At 70.1% G+C, this 22,699-nt stretch carries 24 protein-coding genes and 3 tRNA genes; 18 read left to right on the top strand and 9 right to left on the bottom strand.

Going from position 1 to position 22,699, the window contains the following annotated elements; genetic code table 11:
* Nucleotides 1–204 precede the first annotated feature (204 nt).
* Nucleotides 205–834 (bottom strand): ATP-binding protein, encoded by a 630-nt coding sequence (locus tag EJC77_RS18750; protein WP_240630367.1) that lies wholly within the window; start codon nucleotides 832–834, stop codon nucleotides 205–207.
* A gap of 225 nt (nucleotides 835–1,059) precedes the next feature.
* Here EJC77_RS18750 and EJC77_RS18745 point away from each other — a divergent pair, with 225 nt between their 5' ends.
* Nucleotides 1,060–1,398, top strand: coding sequence for a thiamine-binding protein (locus EJC77_RS18745; RefSeq protein WP_125616323.1), 339 nt, complete (start codon nucleotides 1,060–1,062; stop codon nucleotides 1,396–1,398).
* On the opposite strand, the gene EJC77_RS18740 is transcribed toward EJC77_RS18745, so the two are convergent.
* Complete coding sequence (locus tag EJC77_RS18740; RefSeq protein WP_125616321.1) at nucleotides 1,384–2,550, bottom strand: hypothetical protein; 1,167 nt, start codon at nucleotides 2,548–2,550, stop codon at nucleotides 1,384–1,386. The genes EJC77_RS18745 and EJC77_RS18740 overlap by 15 nt on opposite strands.
* A gap of 101 nt (nucleotides 2,551–2,651) precedes the next feature.
* On the opposite strand from EJC77_RS18740, the gene EJC77_RS18735 reads away from it, so the two are divergent.
* From EJC77_RS18735 to hutH, 5 genes are all read left to right on the top strand, one after another.
* On the top strand, nucleotides 2,652–3,320 hold the full coding sequence (locus tag EJC77_RS18735; RefSeq protein ID WP_125616318.1) for an O-methyltransferase: 669 nt from the start codon (nucleotides 2,652–2,654) through the stop codon (nucleotides 3,318–3,320).
* 17 nt (nucleotides 3,321–3,337) lie between these two features.
* A complete protein-coding gene (locus tag EJC77_RS18730; RefSeq protein WP_125616314.1) occupies nucleotides 3,338–3,829 on the top strand; it encodes a GNAT family N-acetyltransferase in 492 nt (163 codons plus the stop codon).
* Nucleotides 3,829–4,737, top strand: coding sequence for a spermidine synthase (locus tag EJC77_RS18725; RefSeq protein ID WP_125616311.1), 909 nt, complete (start codon nucleotides 3,829–3,831; stop codon nucleotides 4,735–4,737). Before EJC77_RS18730 ends, EJC77_RS18725 begins: the two co-directional genes overlap by 1 nt.
* Complete coding sequence (locus EJC77_RS18720) at nucleotides 4,734–5,525, top strand: IclR family transcriptional regulator (RefSeq protein WP_125616308.1); 792 nt, start codon at nucleotides 4,734–4,736, stop codon at nucleotides 5,523–5,525. The genes EJC77_RS18725 and EJC77_RS18720 overlap by 4 nt, the downstream gene beginning before the upstream one ends.
* Before the next feature lie 126 nt (nucleotides 5,526–5,651).
* Nucleotides 5,652–7,205: a histidine ammonia-lyase gene (gene hutH, locus EJC77_RS18715; protein WP_125616305.1), complete on the top strand. Its 1,554-nt coding sequence runs from the start codon at nucleotides 5,652–5,654 to the stop codon at nucleotides 7,203–7,205.
* A 79-nt stretch (nucleotides 7,206–7,284) separates the two neighbouring features.
* Here hutH and hutG read toward each other — a convergent pair whose 3' ends face one another.
* A complete protein-coding gene (gene hutG / locus EJC77_RS18710) occupies nucleotides 7,285–8,244 on the bottom strand; it encodes a formimidoylglutamase (RefSeq protein ID WP_125616302.1) in 960 nt (319 codons plus the stop codon).
* 72 nt (nucleotides 8,245–8,316) lie between these two features.
* Nucleotides 8,317–9,771 carry an NCS2 family permease gene (locus EJC77_RS18705; protein WP_125616299.1) on the bottom strand — a complete coding sequence of 485 codons (1,455 nt, stop codon included), beginning with the start codon at nucleotides 9,769–9,771 and terminating at the stop codon, nucleotides 8,317–8,319.
* A 231-nt stretch (nucleotides 9,772–10,002) separates the two neighbouring features.
* Here EJC77_RS18705 and EJC77_RS18700 point away from each other — a divergent pair, with 231 nt between their 5' ends.
* On the top strand, nucleotides 10,003–10,671 hold the full coding sequence (locus EJC77_RS18700; protein WP_240630366.1) for a copper resistance CopC family protein: 669 nt from the start codon (nucleotides 10,003–10,005) through the stop codon (nucleotides 10,669–10,671).
* A 15-nt stretch (nucleotides 10,672–10,686) separates the two neighbouring features.
* Here EJC77_RS18700 and EJC77_RS18695 read toward each other — a convergent pair whose 3' ends face one another.
* From EJC77_RS18695 to EJC77_RS18685, 3 genes are read right to left on the bottom strand one after another with little or no spacing between them, the layout of a single operon-like run.
* A complete protein-coding gene (locus tag EJC77_RS18695; RefSeq protein WP_125616295.1) occupies nucleotides 10,687–11,265 on the bottom strand; it encodes an NAD(P)-binding protein in 579 nt (192 codons plus the stop codon).
* Nucleotides 11,266–11,277: 12 nt separating this feature from the next.
* The gene (locus tag EJC77_RS18690) at nucleotides 11,278–12,636 is read right to left on the bottom strand and encodes a D-arabinono-1,4-lactone oxidase (protein WP_240630365.1); all 1,359 of its coding nucleotides are present in this window, start codon (nucleotides 12,634–12,636) and stop codon (nucleotides 11,278–11,280) included.
* Nucleotides 12,633–13,934: a type III PLP-dependent enzyme domain-containing protein gene (locus EJC77_RS18685; protein WP_125616292.1), complete on the bottom strand. Its 1,302-nt coding sequence runs from the start codon at nucleotides 13,932–13,934 to the stop codon at nucleotides 12,633–12,635. The genes EJC77_RS18690 and EJC77_RS18685 overlap by 4 nt, the downstream gene beginning before the upstream one ends.
* Nucleotides 13,935–14,134: 200 nt before the next feature.
* Here EJC77_RS18685 and EJC77_RS18680 point away from each other — a divergent pair, with 200 nt between their 5' ends.
* The gene (locus EJC77_RS18680; RefSeq protein WP_125616290.1) at nucleotides 14,135–15,163 is read left to right on the top strand and encodes a universal stress protein; all 1,029 of its coding nucleotides are present in this window, start codon (nucleotides 14,135–14,137) and stop codon (nucleotides 15,161–15,163) included.
* A 176-nt stretch (nucleotides 15,164–15,339) separates the two neighbouring features.
* On the opposite strand, the gene EJC77_RS18675 is transcribed toward EJC77_RS18680, so the two are convergent.
* Together EJC77_RS18675 and EJC77_RS18670 are read right to left on the bottom strand one after the other, a co-directional pair.
* Entirely contained in the window at nucleotides 15,340–16,761 is a 1,422-nt protein-coding gene (locus EJC77_RS18675) for a C40 family peptidase (RefSeq protein ID WP_125616287.1), read from the bottom strand.
* Between the two features lie 171 nt (nucleotides 16,762–16,932).
* Nucleotides 16,933–17,340, bottom strand: a complete 408-nt coding sequence (locus EJC77_RS18670) for a metallopeptidase family protein (protein ID WP_240630364.1) — start codon at nucleotides 17,338–17,340, stop codon at nucleotides 16,933–16,935.
* 165 nt (nucleotides 17,341–17,505) lie between these two features.
* Between EJC77_RS18670 and EJC77_RS18665 the strand changes: the two genes are divergently transcribed.
* From EJC77_RS18665 to EJC77_RS18620, 10 genes are all read left to right on the top strand, one after another.
* A tRNA-Glu gene (locus EJC77_RS18665) sits at nucleotides 17,506–17,578 on the top strand.
* Nucleotides 17,579–17,682: 104 nt separating this feature from the next.
* A tRNA-Asp gene (locus EJC77_RS18660) sits at nucleotides 17,683–17,756 on the top strand.
* 58 nt (nucleotides 17,757–17,814) lie between these two features.
* Nucleotides 17,815–17,890 (top strand) — tRNA-Phe (locus EJC77_RS18655).
* A gap of 136 nt (nucleotides 17,891–18,026) precedes the next feature.
* Complete coding sequence (locus EJC77_RS18650) at nucleotides 18,027–18,539, top strand: Asp23/Gls24 family envelope stress response protein (RefSeq protein ID WP_125616284.1); 513 nt, start codon at nucleotides 18,027–18,029, stop codon at nucleotides 18,537–18,539.
* Nucleotides 18,536–18,727, top strand: a complete 192-nt coding sequence (locus tag EJC77_RS18645; protein ID WP_125616281.1) for a DUF2273 domain-containing protein — start codon at nucleotides 18,536–18,538, stop codon at nucleotides 18,725–18,727. Before EJC77_RS18650 ends, EJC77_RS18645 begins: the two co-directional genes overlap by 4 nt.
* Nucleotides 18,724–19,095 (top strand): hypothetical protein, encoded by a 372-nt coding sequence (locus EJC77_RS18640; RefSeq protein WP_125616279.1) that lies wholly within the window; start codon nucleotides 18,724–18,726, stop codon nucleotides 19,093–19,095. The genes EJC77_RS18645 and EJC77_RS18640 overlap by 4 nt, the downstream gene beginning before the upstream one ends.
* Nucleotides 19,096–19,121: 26 nt before the next feature.
* A complete protein-coding gene (locus tag EJC77_RS18635) occupies nucleotides 19,122–19,697 on the top strand; it encodes a DUF6286 domain-containing protein (protein WP_240630363.1) in 576 nt (191 codons plus the stop codon).
* A complete protein-coding gene (locus EJC77_RS18630) occupies nucleotides 19,694–20,323 on the top strand; it encodes a hypothetical protein (protein ID WP_125616276.1) in 630 nt (209 codons plus the stop codon). Before EJC77_RS18635 ends, EJC77_RS18630 begins: the two co-directional genes overlap by 4 nt.
* 214 nt (nucleotides 20,324–20,537) lie before the next feature.
* Nucleotides 20,538–22,004 carry an FAD-dependent monooxygenase gene (locus EJC77_RS18625; protein WP_125616273.1) on the top strand — a complete coding sequence of 489 codons (1,467 nt, stop codon included), beginning with the start codon at nucleotides 20,538–20,540 and terminating at the stop codon, nucleotides 22,002–22,004.
* A 219-nt stretch (nucleotides 22,005–22,223) separates the two neighbouring features.
* The gene (locus EJC77_RS18620) at nucleotides 22,224–22,520 is read left to right on the top strand and encodes a hypothetical protein (RefSeq protein ID WP_125616270.1); all 297 of its coding nucleotides are present in this window, start codon (nucleotides 22,224–22,226) and stop codon (nucleotides 22,518–22,520) included.
* Nucleotides 22,521–22,699: the final 179 nt, after the last annotated feature.

The raw sequence follows: 22,699 nt of genomic DNA, 5'->3' as shown, positions 1-22,699 counted from the left end.
AGTAGACAGAACCAGGACCCCGGAAAACCGCGAAATCCCCGCCACGGCGGGGATTTCACACGTCACCCCCCACGTAACTTCGGTCTAGCCGTCCAGTTTTGCCTCGTAGGCCTCTTTGGCCAACGAGGCATCGGAGGCCGTGCGGATCGGGTCGGACAGCGCTCGCATGGCATCGGATGGCTCAAGGTTCCCGATCCGAGGAGATTAGAAGGGCCGTTCGGCGTACGACTTGGCGTCTCCGACGAGCTCCGCGATCTGAGGCAGGCCGGCGCCGATCATCGTGACGGGTGGTTTGCGTTGGACGAGCCTGTGGATCGCTTGGATCAACGCCTCCAATTGCAGGGTGTTGAGAAATTGGATTTCGTCGATGAGGAGGACTACGCCGACATTCTTGCCGCGAGCAACCCCGCCCAAGGCCACGAGAACGTCGGTCAGATCCAGGCCGAGATCGGCGTGGTCGGCGTAACCGGCGGCGGGCTCGATGTCCCACCCCAGCTGTACTGCACCGGACGGGTCTACGGACGCGTTGAATGACGTGAGAACTGAAGCTGCACGGTGCATGGCATCCGTCCATCGTGCACGCGGTGACAGCCGAAGCAACGCTGATTTGAGCTGGGACAAGATGACACGCCTGAAACCGGCATCATCGTTTTTGCTGGCTTCAAGTTCCACGACGATCCATGCATGTTCCTCGGCGAGCGCACGGAACTCGCCCAAGAGGACGGTCTTGCCGACGCCGCGCAAGCCGGTGATGATCATGGATTGGTCCGTGCGTCCCCGCGAGAGGCGTTGGAGCAGGACTCGGAAAGCTTCAAGCTGTTCGTCGCGGCCCACGATCACTTCGGGTGTTGCACCGGGGTTCGGCGTGTAGGGTTCGAAGCGGAGTCCATGCGCCCATGTCAGGAGTTTTAGGGCGTTTTATCCAGATCAGATAAAACGCCCTAAAACTCCTAACATTGAGCGCCGGCCGCAGACTTCGGCGTCCACGCTCGCCGGAAAATGCACGCCCTCGGCGCAATGCGCCATGATGGAACCCCGAACACCCGCAAGGAGACTCCCATGATCGTCGCATTCTCACTGGCCCCGTCCGGCACGCCGTCCGCAGGGTCCCCGGCCGCCGGCTCCGGCGACGCCGCCTCCGTGCACAACGCGGTGGCCGCCGCCGTGAAGGTGGTGCGCGAGTCCGGCCTGCCGAACCGCACCAGCGCCATGTTCACCGAGATCGAGGGCGACTGGGACGAGGTCATGGACGTGGTCAAGCGGGCCACGGAGGCCGTGGCCGTGTACGGGTCCCGGGTCTCGCTGGTGCTCAAGGCGGATATCCGGCCCGGTCATGCGGGCGAGCTCAACGGCAAGATCGAGCGGCTCGAGGGAGCGCTGGAGTCATTGCAGGAGTAGGGGCCGCGGGGGTTCGCCCGCGGCATCGACGATCGCGGCCAGGACCCTGTCCAGCAGCGCGGATTCAACGCCGGCCAGGGCCAGGAAGAGCACGGCCGCGACCGGGACGCCGGCGAGCGCGAACAGGTTCGCGCAGGCCACACCGATGGGGATGCCAAATTTCGCCACGGCGCCGGTGACCTCCCACGACCGGCGGTGCTTGGTGCGCGCGGCGGCAACCATGGCCGCGCAATTGGCCTTCGGGATCCCGCCCCGGACGGTGAACCTCACCTGTCGTTGGTTCGCCTTCGTGAGGGGGCGGCTCAACACGGCCTGGAACGCACCCTCGAACGCACCGGTGAGTGCCGTCTTCACCTTGCCGAGGACCTCGCCCACACGGTCGAGCAATTCCCTGGTACCGGCCCCCAGCTTGCCCAGCAGCCGCTGCAGGCAGGCACAGGCCCACTTGCGGCAGAGGACCCGCAGGGCGTGCAGGTCGATCTCCTGGAGGGTGCGGATCAGGGGCGCCAGGTTGTCCGTGAGCACACCGGCCGCGTGCGCCCAGCTGACGACACCCAGGTCGAGTGCCATGTCCGTGGCCGCGTCGGTGAGTGTCCCGGCGGCAGGCCGCAGGACGAGGCCGAAGGCGCCCCTGATGGTTTCAACCCCGGCGTCCCCATGCGGGCCCAGTCCCTCCGACAGGTCCCCCAGCAGCAGATCCTCCGGCATCCGGGGCAGCCGGCCGGTCAGGGCGGCGTCGACGAGCTCATCCGAGACTTCGTTGGCCCGAATCCATTCCACCCCGTCGGCAACGCCGTCCTGGTGATGCCGATGGAGCCTGGCCCGCAGCCCCGAACCGGTGGTCCCTTGGAATGGTGTGTTCGGCGTGACGTCGTCGGGCACGACCAGCAACGACCTCAAACCGAGCAACAGGTCAATGAACGCGGCATTGCCCAAGGCGTTCTCGACGTCCTCGGCGCCGGGAGTCTCCCGCAGCACGGATTCGAGCCGCTGCGACTGCTGGACGTAGGAGTCCATGGCGTCGTCGTACTCATGGGCCAGGGCCGGGTTCCGGTCGGCCTCGTGGGACTCGATGAGCCCGCTGAGGGCCCGGTTGGCGCGCTCGACGCTCAGCGTATAGGCGCCCCGCAGGTCTTCGCTCAGGTCGATCATGCGGCAACCCCGCTTTCACAATCCCGGCCGCTGATTCTGCCCCAAGCATCCGCGCGTCCCGCCCGTTCGTCAATGGGATGGCACGGGGCTACCATGGCCCCATGGTCGAGCACGTGAGCCGCCCCGAGTGGGTGGCGGTCGAAGAGTACCTGTCGTCCACGCTGGTGAAGGGCGGCGCCGACTTGGACGCCGTGCTGGCCAGCATCGACGCCGAGGGCATGCCGAGGATCGAGGTGGCGCCGACGGCCGGGAAGTTCCTGATGCTGCTGGCACAGATCAAGGGCGCCCGGCGCGTGCTGGAGATCGGCACGTTGGCCGGGTTCAGCACCATCTGGCTGGCCCGCGGCATCCCCGCGGACGGCCGCGTCACCACCTGCGAATACGAGCCCCGGCACGCCGCGGTGGCGGCGCGCAACATCGCCGCGGCCGGCCTCGCCCACAAGGTCGACATCCGGGTGGGTCCGGCCCTGGACACGCTGCCGTTGCTGGAATCCGGGCCGCCGTACGACCTCGTGTTCATCGACGCCGACAAGGGCAACAACATCAATTACCTGCAGTGGGCGCTCAAGCTCACCCTGCCCGGCAGCGTGATCGTGCTGGACAACGTGATCTGGGAGGGGACCATCCTGGACCCCGGCGCCGACCCGGACGCGGCGGCCATCCGCGCCTCGCTCGACTTCCTGGGCGCCGACGAGTCCCTGGACGCCACGGTCATCCAGACGGCCGGGTCGAAGGGCTGGGATGGGTTCGCCGTCGCCGTCGTCAAGTAGTCAGTAGGCTGGAGTCCATGAGCTTTTCGCTGCGCCCGGCGACCGTCGACGACGCCGAGGATCTCGTCCGGCTGCATCTGGCCTGCCACGAGGAGGCGTATGCCCGCCACCTGCCGGCGGAGTGGTTTGCCATGCGCCGGGCCACGGCCGCCGAGCGGGTGGCGCATTGGCGTGACGATACCGTGCCGCTGCCGACGGTGGCGTACGACGACGGCGGGCTGGTTGGCATGGCCAAGGCCGGCCCTGCGCGGTACGCGGAGGCGCCCGCGGAGACCGAGCTGTACATGATCTACACGCTGGCCCGCGTCCACGGCACCGGTGTGGGCCAGGCGTTGCTGGACGCCGAACTGGGCGACCGGGCCGCGTTCCTGTGGGTGCTGGAGGACAATCCGCGGGCACGGGCGTTCTACGCGCGGAACGGGTTCGTCCCGGACGGCACCCGCCAGCTGTTGCCAGCCGATTGGCACAGCCTGCCGGAAATCTGCCTGGTCCGCGGGGCGCGCGGCTGATGGGACGCAAGCGAGCGTCCGCGCCGGCCGCCGGTTCGTTGACCGGGCGCGCCCCGGGCCCGGCGGCCGGCGCGTACCTGATTGACACGGGAGTCGCCGAGCTGCTCCCGGACGGGGACAACCCGGGCGGCTGGCTGTTGCTGCTGAACGGCGTGCAAAGCTCGCACGTGGACCTGACGGACCCGCTGCGCTTGGACTTCGAGTACATGCGCTGGATCATGGCGCTGGTCGATGACCGGTGGGATCCGGCCGCGCCGCTGCGCGCGCTGCACCTGGGCGGCGCCGCGTGCTCCATGGCCCGGTATCTGGTGGCGTCGCATCCGAACTCGCGCAATGTCGTCGTCGAAATCGACGGCGCGCTCGCCGTCCTGGTGCGCGACTGGTTCGACCTGCCGCGTGCGCCGCTGCTGAAGATCCGGGTGGGGGAGGCGCGCGCCGTGACCGAGTCGCTGACCCCTGGCAGCCGCGACCTCATCATCCGGGACGTGTTCGCCGACGCCGTGACGCCGCACACGCTGACGACGACGGAGTTCACGGCGACCGCACGGTCCGTGTTGTCCGCGGGCGGGGTGTATGTGGTCAACTGCGGGGACGGGCCCGGCATGGTGACGGCCCGGCGGGAGGCGGCGACGATCGCGGCGGCGTTTGCGCACACGGCCATCATTGCCGACCCGCCCATGCTCAAGGGCCGGCGCCGCGGCAACGTCATCATCGCCGGCAGCGACTTTCCGTTAGGGACAGGGACAGGGACAGGGACGGGCGCCGCACTGCCGCGCGTGCTGCTCGGCGGGGCCGTGCCGGCGCAGCTGTGGGACGACGCCCGGGTGAGGCAGTTCGCCGCCGGCGCTGCGCCGCTGACGGATCCCGAGACGGCCGCTGCGCCGCCGGCCGATGCGGGGACCCCGTGAGTCCCGCGCCCGGCCGGTCCAAGGTGCCGGCGGCGGAGAACACGCTGCGCATCCTGAAATTGCTCGCCTCCAAGCGCGGTCCGCTGGCCGCGTCGACAATTGCCACGGCGCTGGACCTGCCGCGCTCCAGCGTGTACCACCTGCTCGGCGTCATGGAGCAGAACGGCTTCGTGCTGCACTTGCACGAGGAGCAGCGGTATGGGCTGGGCATCGCCGCGTTCGAGCTCAGCAGCGCGTATTCACGGCAGGAGCCGTTGTCGCGCCTGGGGCGGCCGCTGCTGGCGCAACTCGTCGACCGGATCGGTGAGAGCGCGCACCTGGCGGTGCTGCACGGCCGGGACGTGCTGTACATCGTGGAGGAGCGGGCCAAGCACCGGCCCTCCCTGGTCACTGACGTCGGAGTTCGGCTGCCCAGCCACCTGACGGCATCCGGGCGGGCGATTCTGGCGGCGCTGCCGAAGTCGCAGGTGCGGGCGCTGTATCCGAACGCCGCCGCGTTCACGTCGCGGGTGGAGGTGAAGAACCCGATCGTGAAGTACTCGACGCTCTCCTCCCACCTGGATCGGGTGCGCCAGCGCGGCTTTTCGACCGAGAACGGCGAGGTGACGGCGGGGTTCGGGTCGGTGGCGGTGGCCGTGACCGACCACCTGGGCTGGCCTGCGGCCGCCGTGGCCGTGACGTTCCTCGAGGACCGCGTGCCCGAGGAGCAGTGGCCGGAGCTGGCCGACGCGGTGCGCAAGGTTGCGGCGGAGTTGTCGGTGCGGCTGTATGGCCGCGTCGACGCGTAGTTCCGGCCCATCGGTCTGCAATCCCGGACACCAGGTGCGCAATCGTCCGGACGGATGCGGCCGCGGCGGGGTTAAGTGGAAGCCAAGACCCGTCACCCGACCAAGATCCCGAAAGCCAGGAACCCCATGAGCACCGTTGTCCTCTCCCACTCCGGCGTCACCGCGGAGGACGTCATCGCCGTCGCCCGCCACGATGCAACGGTGACCATCAGCGAGGAGGCGATGGCCGGCGTCGCCCGCGTCCGCTCCCACATCGACGAGCTGGCACACTCCGACACCCCCGCCTACGGCATCTCCACCGGTTTTGGCGCGCTCGCGAACCGGCACATCCCCACCGAGCTGCGCACCCAGCTGCAGAAGTCGCTGATCCGCTCGCATTCCGCCGGCATGGGGCCGGCCGTGGAGCGCGAGGTCGTGCGGGCACTCATGTTCCTGCGCGCCAAGACGCTGGCATCCGGCCGGACGGGGATCCGCCCGGTCGTGCTGCAAACCATGGTGGATGTGTTGAACGCCGGCATCACGCCGGTGGTGCGCGAGTTCGGCTCGCTCGGCTGCTCGGGGGACCTGGCACCGCTGTCACACTGCGCGCTGGTGCTCATGGGCGAGGGCGAGGCGGCCGGGCCCGACGGCGTTCTCCGTCCCGTACCGGAGCTGCTGGCCGAGGCGGGCATCACGCCGGTGGAACTGGCCGAGAAGGAGGGCCTGGCCCTGGTCAACGGCACGGACGGCATGCTGGGTATGTTGCTGATGGCCATCGCCGACCTGCGCGACCTGCTGACGACGGCGGACATCACCGCCGCGCTCAGCGTCGAGGGGCTGCTGGGCACCGACCAGGTGTTCCTGCCCGAGCTGCACGCGGCGCTGCGCCCGCATCCCGGCCAGGCAGCCAGTGCCGAGAACATGCTGCGCGTGCTGGCCGATTCGCCGATTGTCGCCTCGCACCGGGTGGGCGATGACCGCGTGCAGGATGCCTACTCGCTGCGCTGCGCCCCCCAGGTGGCCGGTGCCGCGCGCGACACCGTAGACCACGCATTCCTCGTCGCCACGCGGGAGCTGGCCGCCGCCATCGACAACCCGGTGGTGCTGCCGGACGGCCGGGTCAGCTCGAACGGCAACTTCCACGGCGCGCCGGTGGCCTACGTGCTCGACTTCCTGGCCGTGGTGTCCGCCGACGTGGCGTCGATGGCCGAGCGCCGCACCGACCGGATGCTCGACCCGGCCCGGTCCCACGGCCTGCCCGCGTTCCTGGCCGGCGACCCGGGCGTGGATTCCGGGCTGATGATCGCCCAGTACACGCAGGCCGGGCTGGTGTCGGATTCCAAGCGGCTGGCGGTTCCCGCGTCGGTGGATTCGATCCCGAGCTCCGCCATGCAGGAGGACCACGTGTCGATGGGCTGGCACGCCGCCCGCAAGCTGCGCCGTTCCGTGGAGAACCTGCGCCGTGTGCTGGCCATCGAGCTGGTGACGGCCGCTCGGGCCATCGACATGCGCACCGCGCTGTCCGGCGGAAAGCTGGTCCCCGGCCCGGCCGGCGCCGCCGTGCTCGGCGTCCTGCGCCAGAGCGTCCAGGGCCCGGGGTCGGACCGGTTCCTCTCCCCGGAGCTCGAGGAGGCCGATCGGCTCGTGGGCTCCGGCGCCATCCGGGCCGCCGCCGAGACCGCCACGGGACCGCTGAACTAACGCCGGTGGTTGAGCTTGTCGAAACCTGGATCTCGACAGGCTCGATCACCGGGATCTCGACAGGCTCGATCAACGGACGTTACCGCAGCAGGGTGTCCACCAGCCGGGCCGCCACGCGCGCCGTGCGGTGGTCGAGGTCGAACGACGGGTTCAGCTCGGCCACGTCCACGTGGAACAGCTTCCCGCTGGCGGCGACCTGCCGGCACACGGCCGCGATCACCGGCAGCGGCACGCCGTAGGCGGCCGGGGCGCTGACGCCGGGCGCCGCCGTGGCGGGCAGCACGTCCAGGTCGATCGTCAGGTACAGCACGTCCACGGTCTCCAGGAACGCGGACACGAACGCGGCCGCCCGCTCCGCCGAGCAGTCCTCGTCCAGCAGGTACGACACGCCCAGCCGGTGCGCCGTCTCGAACAGCGCGCGCGTGTTGTTCGGTTCGCTGACGCCGACGACGGCGTAGTTCAGTGCGCGCCCCGCGGCGGCTTCGGCGTCGGCCATCTGCAGGAACGGCGTGCCGGAGCTGGGTGCGGGCGCCGCGCGCAGGTCGAAGTGGGCGTCCAGGTTCAGCACGCCCAGCCGTGCCCCGTCGGCGATCGCCGCGCTGCCCGCGACGCCCAGGTAACTGGCGAACGCCGTCTCGTGGCCGCCGCCGAGCACACAGGTGAGCAGGCCGGCGTCGAGCATCGCCGTGATGGCGCGCCCGGCGCGCGCCTGCCCCTCCTCAAGCAAGGAACCGGACACCACGATGTCGCCGGCGTCAACCACGTCACGCGACCCGTGGAACGCCAGCGAGCCCAGCGCGGCCCTGATCGCCGCCGGCGCCGCCGCCGCGCCCACCCGGCCCCCGTTGCGGCGCACACCCTCGTCGGAGCAGAAACCCAGCAGCGCGGCGGTTGCCGTTCCCGGAGCCGGCGCCACGGCCTGCCACCAGCGCCGGTGCCCCGCCCCGTCGCCGTCATCGCGTCCGGTCCACGGCGCGGCGGCCCTGTCGACGGGGAAGACGGGGAAACCGGGGACGGCGGGGAGGGTGAGGAGGTCCATACATTCCAGACAACAGCAGGCCCACCCCCAAAACCATCGTTCGGGGCGGGCCTGCGTCCGGCATGCCAGACGTTACCTCACGTGGAAGATCTCCTCGACGGTGCCGATGCCGAAGAACAGCACGAATGCGGCCGCCACGGCCCACATGAGCGGGTGGATGTGCCGGGCCCTGCCCGTTAACAGGCGGATGGCGACGAAGGTGACGAACCCGGCGCCCAGGCCGTTGGCGATCGAGTAGGTGAACGGCATGAGCACGATCGTCAGGAACGCCGGGATGGCGATGCTCATGTCCGCCCAGTCGATCTTCACGACCTGGGAGGCCATCATGAAACCGACCACCACGAGCGCCGGGGCGACGGCCTCGAACGGCACCAGGCGGATCAGCGGGGTGACGAACATGGCCAGCAGCAGCAGCACACCGGTGACCAGGGAGGCGAAACCGGTGCGGGCGCCCTCGCCGATGCCGGCGCCGGACTCGACGAAGATCTGGTTCGACGACGTCGACGCGCCGCCGCCGGCGATCGCACCGAACGCGTCGACCAGCAGCACGCGGTCCACGTTCTCGAAGGTGCCGTCCTCGCGCAGGCTGCCGGCCTCGGCGGCCAGGCCCACCATGGTGCCCATGGCGTCGAAGAAGATCGAGAGCAGGATCACGAACGCCAGCAGCGCCGCGGCCAGCCCGCCCAGGTGCACGAACGCGCCGAACAGGTTGAAGTGGCCGATCAGGCCCAGGTCGGGCAGCGTCCAGTTCGAGAGTGCGGGGGAGACCAGCGACCAGCCCTGCGGGTTGTGGGTCTTGCCGTCGAAGCTCGGGCCGATGTGGAAAATGGCCTCGAGGATGTTCGCCAGCACGGTGGAGGAGATGATGCCGATCAGGATGGCGCCCTTCACCTTGCGCACCAGCAGGGCGATGGTCAGCAGCAGGCCGAAGATGAACACCAGCGTCGGCCAGCCGTTGAGCTTGCCGTCGAAGCCGAGGCCCAGGGGCACGGTGGTGCCGGCCGCGTCCGGGATGCGGCGGACGAACCCGGCGTTGACCAGGCCGATCAGCGCGATGAACAGGCCGATGCCGACGACGATCGCCGTCTTCAGTCCCTCTGGCACGGCCCGGAACACGGCCGTCCGGAACCCGGTCAGCACCAGGATGAACATGGTGATGCCGGAGATCATGACCAGGCCCATCATGTCCGGCCAGGACAGGCCCGGGTTCGTGGCGACGGTGACGGCCACGAACGCGTTCACGCCCAGGCCCGTGGCCAGCGCGAACGGGTGCTTCGCCCACGCGCCCATGAGGATGGTCAGGATGCCGGCCACGAATGCGGTGGCGGCCGCGACGCGCTCGAGCCCGAGCACGTTGCCGGACGAGTCGGCGCCGGCCAGGATCAGCGGGTTGAGCACCACGATGTAGCTCATGGCGAAGAACGTGGCAAAGCCGCCGCGGATCTCCCGCGAGTAGTTGGAGCCGCGTTCGGTGATCTTGAAATACCTGTCGACCGCGGACAGTTTGGTGGCCGCTTGCGTTGCCATGAGGAGCCTTCCAGGGCGAGGGACGGAAATGGAGTCGTGAAGAATACTAGCCGGTAGCCGCGCCCGGGAATACGGGCCGGCCGTCCCCCGTTTCGCCGCGAAAGGGGTGCCCGACGGCGGTCGGAGGGGACATTCGCGGCCCGCCCCGGGCGGTGCCGGCGCAGGCATTCCCAAGGTTTGGCGGCTACGGTGGGAGCGACGTTGTTTAACCCGCAAAGGAATGCCGCCACCGTGACACGCCCCGCCCGCCATTTTGCCAATGAGACGAAAGCGACACCGGCGGTGGTTGCATCGCCCGGTTCCCGGGCCCCGCGACGGGGTCCGGGCACCGGCAAGGCGGCGGGCGCGGCGGTACTGGCGCGGCGCGCCCTGGTGGGTGCCGCCGTCGTGCTTCTGGCCATGCTGGGCGTGGCAACGGGCGCCTCGGCGCACGCCGAACTGTCGTCCTCGACGCCGAAGGACGGGGCGACCGTGGCGACCGTCCCGGCGGACGTGACGTTGACCATGACCGAAAACGTGGTGGCGAACTACTCGTTCGTGGAGGTGAAGGACGCCGCGGGGACGAACTGGGCGAACGGCCCCGTGCGCGTGGTGGACAATGTGGTCACGCAGCCGCTCAGGGAGGGTGCGCCGGCCGGCACGTACGCGGTCGCGTGGCGGGTGCTGTCCGTCGACGGGCACAACACCCAGGGCACGTTCTCGTTCACCGCCACGGGCGCCGGCTCCGGTGCGGCCGCGGGCGCCGCCAAGCCGCTGCAGACCACCAATGAGCCGCGGGCGACCCCGGCGCCGAACACGCCCGACGTGCCGTGGAGCGTGATCGGCCTCATCGCCGTGCTGGTCATCCTGGCCGTGGCGTTGATCGTGCTGGCCCGCCGCCGGCTCGGCAACGAGGACTGAGCGCCGCGGCGGTCCTCAGGCGGCCGGGACCGCCGGTGATTGAGCTTGTCGAAATCCCTGGGCGCCGATGTACTGTCCCACCATCTTGGCCTGGCGCAGGATCTCGCGCGTGGTCGGGGCGGCGAGCTCACCGGCGCCGACCAGGTACAGCCCGGCCGCCCGCAGCGCGGCCGGCAGGTCGGTGCCCAGCGACACGCCGAGCCGGGCCGGCAGCCTGCGGACCTCGTTCAGGGTGCAGCGGGTGAGCACGATGCTGTTCGAGCGCAGGATGCCCTGGGGCGTCCGGACCACCCACGGGCGCGCCGGCGCGTCCGACGCCGGTGCCCGGGACAGGTCCACGGCGCGCGTGCCGCGGCGCACGTCGAGGTTGTGGGACTGGGCGTAGTGGCGCAGCAGGCGCAGGATGTCCGCGCGCCCGTCGAGACCCCCGGCCCGGTCCACGGGTCCCGTACCCGGCGCCACGGCGCACATGCCGTCGACGACGACGGCCCGCACGCCCCGCCGGCTCAACTCCGCCGCCACCGCCAGGCCCGAGAACCCGGACCCGATGACGACGGTTGTGGTGGATTCCACGACGAGCGGCACAGCGGGCATGGCGGGGGCTCCTCAGTCGACGGCTTGGGGTGCCAGGACCCGGTCCAGATAATCGTTGCGGAACACTCCGGCGGGGTCGGCACTGTGACGAACACTACAGAACTTTTCAAACTCTGGATAGAGTTTTCCCAGGCTTTCCGACGTCTGGAAATGCCATTTCCCCCAATGGGGTCTGCCGCCATATTCCGCGAATATTTCCTCCGCCGAATGGAAATATTCGAAAGGGTCCGTGCGCCAATACTGGTGAATGGCAATATAGCCCGTTTTGCGCCCGTTGGCGGTGGACAGCGGGATATCGTCGGCGGCCGCGCAGCGCACCTCGACGGGGAACGAGACGGTGTAGCGGCGCCGGTCGATCATGGCACGCAGCTCGGCCAGCACCTCGGTCAGGACCTCCAGCGGGACGGCATACTCCATCTCCCGGAAGCGGACCGTGCGGCGCGTGGTGAACACCCGGTGCGACGCGTCCGCGAATTCCCTGTTGCCGGTCAACTGCGCGGCCATCCGGTTCACGCCGGGGATGGCCGCGGGCAGCCTATTCGTGGCGGCGCACAACCCGGAGTAGAGCGTGTTGGCGACGAGCACGTCGTCGACCAGCCGGGCGGCGGGGGACAACGGCCGGGCCGGTGCGGCGCCCGGCGCGTACCGCGTGTTCGACTTCGTCAACGCCGTGCTCGTGTGCGGGAACCAGTAGAACTCGAAGTGGTCGGTGGCCCGAATGCGGTCGTGGTAGCCGGCCAGCACCTCGTTCAGCGGTTCGGGGCGCTCGACGGCGTGCAGCCCGAACGCCGGCACACACGCCAGCGTGACCGCGACGATGATGCCCATCGCGCCGAGGCCCACGCGGGCGGCGTGGAAAAGGTCCGGGTGCTCGGTCGCGGAGCAGTGGACGACGTCGCCGCCGCCGGTCACGAGCGTCAGGGCCCGCACCTGGGTGGCGATGCCGCCGAACGCCACGCCGGTGCCGTGCGTGCCCGTGGAGATCGCCCCGGCGATCGACTGGCTGTCGATGTCACCCAGGTTCGCCATGGCCAGCCCGTACGGCGCCAGCAGGGCCGGGACGTCGCGCAGCCGGGTCCCGGCTGCAAACGTCACCCAGCCGGTCGCCCGGTCCACGGCCTGCAGCCCGGCCAGATGGTCCAGGTGCACGTGCACGCCGTCGGTCAGGCCGATCCCGGTGAAGCTGTGTCCGGCGCCGATGGCCTTCACGGTGCCGCCGGACTCGGCCGCCCGGCGCACCAGCCACGCCACCTCGCCGACCGTGGCCGGGGTGGCGACGGCCGACGGCGTGCACCGCTGGTCGCCGGCCCAGTTGGTCCACGTGCGGGGCCTCGCCGGCGAGCCGGGCGTCCTCAACGCGAATCCCGTCACAGGAACACCTTCCCCTCGCCGCGGTAGGTGAGTGCCCTGCCCACCCGGGTGCCGCCGTCGACCATCTCCAGCGCCTCTACGTGCTCGCACACCTCGCCTGACTTGGCATGCCGGAACCACACCTTGTCGCCGATGTGCAGGGACCGGGCGGCCGGCCCGCGCACGGGCGTCTGCACCTCGCCGGCGCCCTCGGCGCCCACGAGGGAGAGGCCCGCCGGGTGGACCGGCACGGGCGCCCGGTCCGGGCCGGGCGGGCCGGAGGCGATCCAGCCGCCGCCGAGCAGCGTGACCATGTCCTGGTGCGGGCGGCGCACCACCGGCAGCGCGAACCCGACCGCGTGTTGCGGGCTGAACCGCGAATACCCGTCGAAGAGCGTGGGCCCGAACAGCCCGGATCCGGCGGCCAGCTCGGTGACGGACGGGTCCGTCGTCGTCAGTTCCAGCGAACCGGTGCCGCCGCCGTTGACGAACTGAAGATCGACGACGGCGCGCACCGCCGCGACCGCCGCGCGGCGCCGTGCGCGCAGCTCCTCCATGGACGACGCCTGGATGCGCTTGAGCACGGCCGACTTCGCCGCGTTGACCGGTCGGCGCCCGGCCCAGGGCGTGTCCTGCAGGCCGGCGACCTGGGCCTCGTACGCCATCATGCCGACCAGATGGAGCAGCGGGCGCCCACCGGGTCGGCGCGCCGTGATGTCGCGGGCCAGCGCGGCGGCCTGGCCCGGCGTGCGCACGGGCGAGCGGCGCACGCCGATGTGCGCCAGCGGCCGCCCGGCCACGGTCGGCCGCCAGGACGCGTCCAGCTCGAGGGCGACCCGGAGGGGCCCTGCGGGCGTGACGCCGTCCAGCGCGTATTCGATCCAGTCCAGCTGCTCGGCCGAGTCGACCATGAGCGTCACCCGGGCGGATGCCACAGGATCGGCGGCCAGCGCGCGCAGGGCCGGGCCGTCCGCCGTCGGATATCCCACCACGACGTCGGTGAACGCGTCGTCCGCGGCCAACCACAACGCCTCGGGGAGCGTGAATGCGAGGACGCCGGCAAACCCGTCGACGGCCAGGACGGTGCGCAGCACGTCCCGGTTGCGGATCGATTTGCTGGCGACCCGGATCGGCTTGCCGGCGGCGCGGCGCAGCAGGGACCCGGCATTGAAGGAGAGCGCCTCGAGATCGAGGATGGCCAACGGGCCCGGCAGGTCCGCGCAGGCGACGTCGGCGGCCCGCCACACGGCGGCGTCCGCGCGGCGGGGAACGGCCCCGGCCCGGCCCTCGGCCAGGGCGGGATCAGAGAGTGTCGGCATGGGAAACCTCATCCTCGAAGTGCACACGGCCACTCTGTCATACCGGCGGGTAACTTGGCCCGTGTGCGCGTGTTCCGGCGCGACCCGCGTCGACTTGACGGGCCCTGTGCAAACGACAATAGTCACCAGTAGAGGCCGCGACGGGGAGGCCGGAAGACCGTTTCCCCACGGCGACGGCCGCACAAATGAGGAGGCGCAGCATGAGCGAAACGACGGGGGACACCCCGCTTGCCCAGCCCGACCCCATTCCCGCTCCCACGGGCATCGTCGTGGGAATCGACGGTTCCGAGCAAAGCCACTACGCGCTGAAATGGGCGGCCCGGGAGGCGCATCGCCGCGGCAGGCCGCTGCACCTGGTCACCGCCTATACGGTGCCGATCTTCGCCGCCTCCGGCCTCGACGGCGGGTACGCCACGGTCGACGACGACGTCATCCGGCAGGGTGCGGAGGCCGTCCTGCGCGAGGCGGCAGCCACGATCGCCGACTTCGACATCACCGTGGACGCCCGCGTGGAGAACGGCGACGCGGCCGGCGTCCTGATCGAGCAGAGCGAGACGGCCGAGCTGCTCGTCTTCGGCTCGCGGGGACGCGGCGGGTTCATCGGCCGCATGCTCGGCAGCGTCAGCAGTGCGCTGCCCGCACACTCGACCTGCCCCACCGTCGTGGTGCCGTTGAAGTGCGCGCCGCGCATCGATGCCGAGATCCCCGACGGGACGATGGGCGCGGCGCCCGGCGCCACGAAAATCGCGGACGTGGAGAACGTGGTCTCGGTCGGCGTGGACGGGTCCGAACACGCCCGGTTGGCCGTGCTCGTGGCCGCCGAACAGGCGCAGCGGGACGGCCGCCGGTTGCGCGTCATCTGCGCCGTCCAGCCCTACACCGGATCGCTGGCGTGGATGCCGGCGCCGGTTGACCGGGAGGAGTTGTTCGCCGAGATCCGCGCCCAGCTCGACGCCGGCGAGGCCTGGCTCAGGAGCCATTTCCCACGGCTGGAGATGATCGTGGACCTCATCGAGGGGGCGCCGGTGGAAGTGTTGTCGGAGGCGTCCCGGACGTCGAAGCTGCTGGTCGTGGGCACCCGCGGCCGGGGCGGCTTCGCGGGCATGCTGCTCGGCTCCACGACCGACGGGGTGCTGCACCACGCCAAGGGCCCCGTCATGGTGGTGCGCAACCACGAGGACCCGCGGTTGGAGGATCGCGCCGGGTTCGGCCCGGCGCTGCAGGCCTGAGCCCGGTGATTGAGCCTGTCGAAATCCCGGGTCTCGACCAGCTCGACCGCCGGTGATTGAGCCCGTCGAAATCACCCTGGGTCTCGACAGGCTCGACCGCCGGTGATTGAGCCCGTCGAAATCACTGGCCTCGACGAGCTCGACCACCGAGGTCTCGACGAGCTCGACCCCCGCCGTCAGTAACGGGCCGCGGTCCCGTACAGGCTCATGCCGGCGGCGGCCATGCTCGCCAACGAGTACACTCCGAGCGGGTAGCCGGGCGAGAGCGCCTCGACCACCTGGCCGTTGCCGATGTAGATGGCGATGTGGCCGAAGTTGCCGGAGCCGGGTGAGGTTTCGTCGAACACCAGCAGGTCGCCGTAGCGCATCTGCGACAGAGGAACGTGAACCGGCGCCGACCAGAACTGCGGCGTGCCGGTGCGCGGGACGCTGACGCCGGCTGCCGCGAACGCCGCCTGGACCAGCCCGGAGCAGTCATACGCATCGGGTCCGTCGGCTCCCCACACGTACGGCTTGCCCTTCTGCGCCATGGCGAAGTTGACCATGGCGTAGATGTAGCCGGGGATCGCGCCCGACGGGGCAGGAGCCGGTGCAGGCGCGGGGGCGGGAGCCGGCTGTGGCGCTGGTGCCGGGGCGGGAGCCGGGGCGGGAGCGGGGTTCGGCGCCGGTGCCGGCTGAGGTGCCGGCGTGACCGGCGTCACCTGGTTCGATTGGCTGGTGACCGTCCCGGTTTGGTTTGCCGGTGCCACGGGTGCCGGGGCCGTCGCGGACGCCGCGATCTGGGCGGCCAGGGCGTCCTCGGCGGCCTTCTGCTCCAGCCCGGTCACACGCTTCGTCTCGAGCGCCACGGTGGTGTTGTGCAGCGCGGCCAGCCGGCCCAGCACGGTGGCTCGCTCGGCGGATGTCTGCTGTACTGCGGCGTTCTGCGCGTCGATGGCGGCCTGCGCCCTGGCCTTGGCCGCGTCGGCCGTCCGGGCGGCGTCGTCGGCGGCCTTGGTGGCGGCGTCGGCGGCCTTCTGCAGGGCCGCGGCGGAGGAGGCGGCCTGTTCGGCGGATGTAAACGTGTTGTTGCGGTTGTTGGACAGCGCCACCAGCGTCGAGGCCTGGTAGAGCGTGTCGGTGATGTCGGAGCCGGTGAGCATGGTCTGAACGGACGAGTTGAGCCCGCCGGTCTTGTACAGGTCGCCGGCGAGCTGGCCCATGGAGGTCTTGGCGGCCTGGTAGCTCCGGGCGGCCGCCTTGGCCTCGGCCCGGGCCACCGTGGCGGCGGCCTGCCGGTCCCGCAACGCCACGAGGGCGTTGCTGTAGGCGTCGTTGGCGCCCACGGATTCCCTGGTGCTCTCCTGCAGCTTGGCGGACGCCTCGGCCAGCAGGGTCTCGAGCTTGGCGCCGGTGGCCGCCGCGGCCGATTCAGACTTCTTGGCGGCGGCGATGTCGTCGGCGCTGGGGATGGCCGGGCTGGCGGGCAGCAGGAACGCCGGCGAGGCGGCGAGGGAGGCGGCGGGTGCCGCAGCCAGCGCCGGGGAGAGGAACGTGCCCGTGGCCAGGGCCGCGCAGGCGGCGACGGCCGTTCCGCGGGATATCAGGCGCAAACTCATTGACCGACCTCACAGTTGCTTGGACTTGGTGACCGAGTGCAATCCGCCATCCTGTGCCGCTTGGGGCGCTGAGGCCGGCGGATACGCGCTCACGGCTGTTACGACACTACGACCGGATAATCACTTTGGCAACATGAATCACACCAGCAACATAAACCACATCAGTGTGATTTAGCCCCAGCCAAGTTCGTGCAGCCGGTCGTCGTCGATGCCGAAATGGTGGGCGATTTCGTGGATGACCGTGATGGTGACCTCGCGCACCACCTCGTCGCGGCTCGTGCAGGCGGCCAGGATCGGCCGTCGGAAGATCGTGATGCGGTCCGGCAGCGAGCCGGCGCCCCACCAGGAATCGCGCGCCGTCAACGGGGTGCCCTCATAGAGGCCCAGCAGCACCAGGTCCGGGTCGTCGTCGGGCCCCGGGACGAAGTCATCGGCGACGAAGATGACCACATTGTCCATTTCCCGGCGCAGATCCGCCGGGACCAGCGCCATGGCGTCGGACACGGCCTGCTCGAACTCCGACTCGGTCATCGAGAACGGCCCGAAGGAGGGGATGGAGGCGAGGGGATTGCCGGACATGTTGTCCACAGTAGTCCGGGCGCATGAACGGACCGCCGGCGCGGGGAGTAGGGTGGCACGGGGGTCCCGTGCGGCGCGTTTTGTGTTCTGGTCGGTTACCCCCTATAGTTTTTCAAGTCCACTTCGGTGAAAGCGCGAGCGATCGCGAGGGAGCCGGGTGACGATGCCCCCATCGTCTAGCGGCCTAGGACACCGCCCTTTCACGGCGGCGGCACGGGTTCGAATCCCGTTGGGGGTACTTCGCGAGACGTATCGCGGGGGTGAATGACGGCGGTGAAGACGGCCTGAATTTACTGCTAGGATATAGAACGTGAAATTCACGCGAGAGCGTGAAAAACATCTGGCCCTGTAGCGCAGTTGGTTAGCGCGCCGCCCTGTCACGGCGGAGGTCGCGGGTTCAAGTCCCGTCAGGGTCGCTTGGTTTTCCGGAGAAATCCGGAAAATCCGGTGACAATCAATTTGTTGAGTTCACCAGGCTCTGTAGCTCAGTTGGTAGAGCGTTCGACTGAAAATCGAAAGGTCACCGGATCGACGCCGGTCGGAGCCACCAGCTAAATCCCCGTAGTTCCCGTGAGGGAATTGCGGGGATTTTTCTTTCCCGCCGGCCGGTGGCCGGGCGCGGCGTTGCCCCCGAAACCCTGCGATGCATAGGGTAACGGTAAAGGAAGCGCACGAAAGGGCACACCATGGATGGACCCAACCAGCCGCCATACCCGGGCGGGACCCCGGCCGGACCGGCGCCGGTCGACCCGGCCGGCTACGGCCGCACCGTCATCTCCGACAATGCCGTGGCCAAGGTCGTCGGCATGGCCGCCCGCAACGTCCCGGGCGTGCACGCGCTCGGATCGGGGGCCGCGCGGTCCATCGGCGCGATCCGCGACGCCGTCGGCGCCACCGACCTGACCCAGGGCGTGCGCGTCGAGGTCGGCGAGACGCAGGTGGCCGTCGACCTGGTTCTTGTCGCCGAGTACGGGCACCCGTTGCAGGCCCTGGCCAATACGGTGCGGGCCACCGTGTACACGGCCGTCGAGGACCTGGTGGGCCGCGACGTGATCGAGGTCAACATCGAGGTCGCCGACGTCTACATTCCCGGCCCGGACGCGGACAGGGCCCCGGCCCGCCCGCGCTTCACCGAACGGATGGGCGCGGCGCTGAAGGGGCCGGCCGACGACGCGCCCGGATCGGCGCAGCAGCCATGAGCGCCACCGTGACGGGTGCCGCCGTCGGCGCGTTCCTGGCGTTCATGGGCTTCGCCTACGGATTCTGGGGATTCATCATCGCCGCCGTCTTCATGCTGGTCGGCGCCCTCGTGGGCCGCGCCGTCAGCGGCAAGCTGGACTGGCGCAGCGTGCTGGATGCCCTGACCGGGCGGCGTTCGTCGTCGTGACCGTCCCCGCGCCCGGCCGGGAGCTGGCCGGCCACAACCGCATCAGCACCCAGGCGTTGACGGCCGTCGCCCAGACGGCCGCGGCCCGCGTGTTCGCGGTGCCTCCCGGTCTGGTCCGGGTGTCGTGGAGGGACGACGGCGGGACGCTGGCGTTGTCGCTGGCGTTGCCGGTGAGCGCGCCGCCGTTGGGCTCGGTGGTACACGATCCGGCCGTGCTGGACCGATTGGGCGGCGGCCTGCTGGACCGTGCCCGCGCGGCGAAGGCGCGCATCCTGGCCCGGGTCGAGGAGATCACCGGCGCCACGCTGAGCCGCGTGGACATCCGCATTACCGGCCTGTACACGGTCGAAGCGCCGCGGGTGCGCTGAAGCGACAAGGGACGTAAGGAGGCGACGTGAAAGAGGCCATGGACCGGATCCTGCGGCGCGAGGCGTATTCCTCGCGGGCGCCGCTGTCGATCATCGCCGCCATCGTCATCGGCCTGCTGGCGGTCTATGGGCTGCTTGAGGCCATGCTGCGCGTGCTGCGCCAGCCGCCCTGGCTGCTGGATCCGCCCGTCGCGGCACGCTGGATCGCGGACCTTCCGCACGGCGTCTCGTCGACGCTGCTGGGTGTCATTGGGGCCGTCGTCGTGCTCCTGGGCCTCGTGGCGCTGGCCAACGCGTTGCTCCCGGGCCGGCGCGCCCGGCACGTGATCCCGGATCCGCGCGTCGCGGTCGTGGTGGACGACGAGGTCATCGCCTCCGCGCTCGCCCGCCGGGCACGCACGGTGGCCGGGGTGACGCGCGAACAGGTCATGGTCGTCGTCTCGCGTGCGGCCGTGCAGGTCAACATCAGACCCACCTCCGGCATCCGGCTGGCCGAGGAGGCCATCCGTGCTGCCGTGCAGGCCGAGGTCGATGCCATGGTGCTGGACCCCCGCCCGGCAGTTCGCGTGCAGGTCGGCCAATCGGGGGTGATCGGCGTATGAACGGCACCCCGCGCGGACTGAACCGTTTCCTGCTGGCCCTCATCGGCGTCGTCCTCGTGGCGGCCGGTGGCCTGCTCATCGCGCTGGCGACCGTTCCCGCCGTCGGGCGCTGGTGGCGCGACTGGGCGCACCCCGCCGTCGATTCCCTCACCGCCCTGGCGCAAAGGACGCGCGTGGCCGGCGGCGGCAGTTGGGTGTGGATCGTCGTGGCCGTGGTCATGGTGCTGGTGGCGCTCGGCATGGTCGGCTGGATCGCCGGCCAGGGCAAGGGGCGTTCCGGCACGCTCTCTTCGCATGCCGGTGGTGAGGACGCCATGGACGACGACGGCGGCGCCCCCGGCACGGTTGTGCTCGGCAGCGCCGTGGCCGAGCAGGCGCTCAAGAGCGCCCTCTTGGAACGCGGCGACCTGCTTGGCGTGTCCGTGGCCAGCTACGACATGCGCGGCCGGGCCGGCATCAAGGTCCGGGTCTTGCCGCGCCAGGGCGTGGCCCCGCACGAGGTGGCGGCCGCCGTCTCCGCCCTGGTGAACGCCCTCGACGGGCTGCTGGGTGTGCAGATACCGGTCCTGGTCAGCATCGGGCAGGGCGCCCGGGCGCGTTTCACGAAGGTCGAGCGGGTTCGCTAGTGCCGCGTCGGGCAACGTGTGCGTCGTCAATGGCGTGGCTCCGAGCCGGCGCGAGGGAGGGGGCTTGCCGCCAGCGACCGAAACGTGCTGACATTGACTCGCTCGCTGAGCCGATCACGGTCACAACCTATGGAGCGAGGAGTTGTGGAATGGGTGCGTTACGTCCGGCAGATGGGTCGACCGGGAGCGCTGAACCGGTCGCCGGGGAACGGCGATGACCGAGCAGGCGGTGGTGATCGCGGGAGGCGGCCCGACCGGGCTGATGTTGGCGGGCGAGCTGGCACTGGCGGGAATCGACGTCGTCATCGTTGAACGACGCGCCAGTCAGGATCTCGACGGATCGCGGGCCGGGGGTCTTCACTCCCGCACCATCGAGGTGCTTGATCAGCGTGGCATCGCGGAACGGTTCCTCGAAGCGGGGAAAGTCGGCCCAGCTCTGGGGTTCGCCGGGACCGCCTTGGACATCAACGACTTCCCTACCCGCCACAACTACGTCCTGGCGCTGTGGCAGAGCCTCTTCGAGCCCATCCTGGCTGACTGGGTCGGTGAGCTCGGGGTTCCGATCCATCGCGGACGTGAGGTGGTGGGTTTCACCCAAGACGACACCGGCGTCAATGTTGAGCTGTCCGACGACACGTCGCTGCAGGCGGAGTACCTCGTCGGCTGCGATGGGGGACGCAGCCTGGTCCGCAAGGCGGCCGGCATCGACTTCCCCGGGTTGGATCCCTCGACCAGCTGGCTGATCGCCGAGGTCGAGATGGCCGAGGAGCCGAAGATCGGCACCCGGCCCGAGGGTGGTGGCATCGGTCCCGTCAACCGGGTGGAAGGCGGTGGGCCATTCGGGGTCGTGCTGAAAGAACAGCACGTAGACCACACCGGCGACCCCAGCATGGACGAACTTCGCGACGCCCTCATCGTCGCCTACGGGACGGACTACGGCGTGCACAGCCCGACCCGGCTCTCCCGGTTCAATGACATGTCGCGGCAGGCGGCCTCCTACCGCCACGGCCGTGTCCTGCTGGCCGGGGACGCCGCCCACGTGCATCCCCCGCAGGGCGGCCAGGGCCTCAATACCGGCGTGCAGGATGCGGTCAACCTGGGATGGAAGCTGGCCCAGGTGGCCAACAAGACATCACCCGACAGCCTGCTGGACACCTACCACGCGGAACGGCATCCGGTCGGTGCCCGGGTGTTGCACAACACCATGGCGCAAGTCGCGCTCAGCACTCCAGACGACCGTCACCAGGCCCTGCGCGACACCATGGCCGAACTGCTGGGCATGGACGAGCCGCGCAAGCGCATCGCCGGAATGATCTCCGGTCTCGACATCCACTACGACCTCGGAGCGGGACACCCGCTGCTCGGACGGCGCATGCCCGACCTCGACCTGCAGACCGCGGACGGACCCACGCGCGTGTTCACCCTGCTGCACGACGCCCGGCCCGTGCTCCTCAACCTCGGTGAACCCGGCGGCTTCGACACTTCTCCTTGGGCGAATCGAGTCCGGGTGGTCGACGCCCGGCACGATGGCGTATGGGAGCTCCCGGTCCTTGGCGAGATCGCCGCGCCCCCGGCCGTGGTGATCCGGCCCGACGGACATGTCGCCTGGGCGGGAGACCTCACAGACCCGAAGTTGTCGCAAGCACTTGCGACCTGGTTCGGAGCGGCCACTCCGGCGTAGAACTCGACAGCCGAGCGTCATCACGCCAATCACCCCTGTGCCGATGGAGGGACTGTGCCGATGGAGGAGCTGTGCCGTTGGATGACAGGCTCGCCCACCGGCCTCCCCGAAGTCGCTGCGCTCCTTTGGGCCCATCGTCTAGGCTGGTGCTGTCCGGCCCCGTGGCCGCGTCCGCGCGGCGCCACCGGGGACATGCAGTTCTAGTGCAAGGAGCTACACATGAGTGACAGCCAAGGGGAGAACACCGGCGACAATCCGGTCGAGCAGGCCAAGTCGTTTGCCGGGGATGCGGCGGAGAACGCGAAGGGCTTCGCGCACGACGCCGCGGAGAACGCCAAGAAGTTTGCCGGGGATGCGGCGGAGAACGCCAAGGACTTCGCGCACGACGCCGCGGACAATGCGAAGGAATTCGCCGGCGACGCCGCGGAGCACGTGAAGGACTTCTCCCACGACGCCGCGGCGGGAGCCAAGGGCCTCGGGGCGAAGATCGCGGGCCTTTTCAAGCACAAGGAGTAACACCGCCGCCCGGATCACCGAAGCTGAAGGGCACGGGATTTCCCGTGCCCTTCAGCTTGTACGCCCAGCATGGGCATTTGCTTGGAGGTGAAGGTCCTCTGGAGGAGAAGGTGGTTTAACTTCTAGCCAATGGCAACTGCGTCACCGTGAGGTGGGGTGGGAAGGAAGCCGGAGGCAAA

This window comes from Specibacter cremeus (genome assembly GCF_003946885.1).
GTDB classification, from domain to species: domain Bacteria; phylum Actinomycetota; class Actinomycetes; order Actinomycetales; family Micrococcaceae; genus Specibacter; species Specibacter cremeus.
The sequence above is the reverse complement of the archived record's forward strand: the minus strand, read 5'-3'. Positions and strand labels throughout refer to the sequence as shown.